Genomic DNA, 1,878 nt, shown 5'->3' on the forward strand with positions numbered 1-1,878 from the left:
AGCCAGCGCTCCACACCCAGCAGGGTGCGCAAGCGCTCGATGTCGGCCACCAGGTGCCAGGTCGTGTTGTTTTCCAGTGAGGCACTGGGCAGGGAACGGCCGCAGCCGCGCTGGTCGAACAGCAGCACGCAATAGCGTTCGGGATCAAACAGCCGGCGGTGCTCGGGCGAGCAGCCGGCGCCCGGACCACCATGCAAAAACACCGCCGGCTTTCCTTTGGGGTTGCCGCACAGCTCCCAGTACACCGAATGGCCGTCACCCGTTTCAAGAATGCCTGTGCGAAAGGGTTCAAGGGGCGGGTAAAGAACGGCGGGGGCGGTGCGCGTGGCGGAAGCAGCGGTCATGGGCAAGACATCCATACAAAAAAATGGCACAAAGAGTTGCGCAGGGTTGCGCCGGTCGGCGTTCTTCATTATTCCAGCCTTGCCAAAGGCCTGCCCAAGCGCCCGGCCTTGCCTGCATTTGCCGTAATGCTACTATTTTGATAGCTGCTTGCGCACGTCCCGCTTGGCTCCAAGGCCTAATTCCCTCAAATCTGCGAAAATCCGGCCATGATCATTCTTTACGGCATCCCCAACTGCGACACCGTCAAAAAGGCCCGCGCATGGCTCGGCGAACATGGTGTTGACTACCGGTTCCACGACTTCAAGAAGCAGGGCGTGCCGCCCGACCAGCTGGCGCGATGGGCCCAGGCAGCCGGCTGGGAAAAGCTGCTGAACCGCCAGGGCACCACCTGGCGAAAGCTGGACCCGGCGCTGCAGGCCGGCGTGCATGACAGCGCCAGCGCCCAAACGCTGATGCTGGCCAACCCCAGCGTCATCAAGCGGCCCGTGGTCGACTGGGGCAAGGACATCACCGTCGGTTTTGACGCCCAGGGCTGGGCGAATAGGGTGTGAAAGGGTTTGAACGCACAACCCGCCCGGCTGGTTACGTTTTGCAGCCTGTTTTGCTTTCAGGGGGCTTTAAAGGGCAGCTTTACCGTCGATTTACCGAACTTTGCCCCCCAAAATGACTCTGACTTACTAAAATTACGGTTGCCGCCAGAGTGTCTCCCGACCAGGGGTAGCCCTCCAGGCAGTCTCGTCCGGCGGCGCAACTTCAGCCACTTGCTGRAAGGGTTTGAATCATGAAAAAAACGCTTGTTCTCTCTGCTCTTGCTGCCGCCTCCGGGCTGGCAGCTGTACCCGCCTCTGCCATGGACATCCTGGCCCGGGTGATTTCAAGCACGCCGGTGGTGCAGCAAGTGGCTGTGCCGCGCCAGGTCTGTAGCAACCAGCCTGTCATCGTCCAGCAACCGAACTCAGGCGCAGGTGCGCTGATGGGCGCCCTTGCAGGCGGTGCCGCCGGTAACGCCATCGGCAACGGCGGTGGCCGTGCGGTTGCCACCATGATCGGCTTGGTCGGCGGCGCCATCGTCGGCGACCGCATCGAAGGCTCAAACAACCAGGTGCAGAACGTGCAGCAGTGCGCCACGCAAACCTATTACGAAAACCGCCCCAGCCACTACAACGTGGTGTACGAATACCAGGGCACGCAGTACAGCACGCAAATGGCCAATGACCCGGGCCAGTACGTGCGCCTGCAGGTCACGCCGGTCGGCGCCATGACCCCTGCGCCGCAGACCTTCCAGTCCGCGCCCCAGCAGCCCCAAACCTATGTGCAGCCGGCACCCCAGCCGGCGTACGTCCAGCCTGCTGTGACGTATGTGGAGCAGCCCGTGGTTTACCCGGCTTACTACGCACGGCCGTATTACGCGCCCTACTACCCACCCGTCGGCCTGTCACTGAATTTTGGTTACAGCCGGGGCTATGGCCACCACCACTGGCGCTAAGACCTAGGACCAATTGGCGGGCTGAACAAAAAAGGGGCGTTACCAAC

General features: G+C 61.9%; 3 protein-coding genes. 2 read left to right on the forward strand and 1 reads right to left on the reverse strand.

Annotated elements, in window-relative coordinates:
• A partial coding sequence (locus AC1D0Z_RS20640; protein ID WP_477660034.1) for an alpha/beta fold hydrolase occupies positions 1 to 344 on the reverse strand: 344 nt, incomplete at its 3' end.
• Positions 345 to 551: 207 nt separating this feature from the next.
• Here AC1D0Z_RS20640 and AC1D0Z_RS20645 point away from each other — a divergent pair.
• Together AC1D0Z_RS20645 and AC1D0Z_RS20650 are read left to right on the forward strand one after the other, a co-directional pair.
• Complete coding sequence (locus tag AC1D0Z_RS20645; RefSeq protein WP_477660035.1) at positions 552 to 896, forward strand: ArsC family reductase; 345 nt, start codon at positions 552 to 554, stop codon at positions 894 to 896.
• 230 nt (positions 897 to 1,126) lie between these two features.
• Entirely contained in the window at positions 1,127 to 1,831 is a 705-nt protein-coding gene (locus tag AC1D0Z_RS20650) for a glycine zipper 2TM domain-containing protein (protein ID WP_477660036.1), read from the forward strand.
• Positions 1,832 to 1,878 lie beyond the last annotated feature (47 nt).

The sequence above is a fragment of the Polaromonas sp. P1_E3 genome, assembly GCF_056405935.1.

Bases quoted from the DNA above. Each gene is read 5' to 3' on its own strand.
- AC1D0Z_RS20645 (WP_477660035.1), top strand. From the start codon at position 552: ATGATCATTCTTTACGGCATCCCCAACTGCGACACCGTCAAAAAGGCC.
- AC1D0Z_RS20650 (WP_477660036.1), top strand. From the start codon at position 1,127: ATGAAAAAAACGCTTGTTCTCTCTGCTCTTGCTGCCGCCTCCGGGCTG.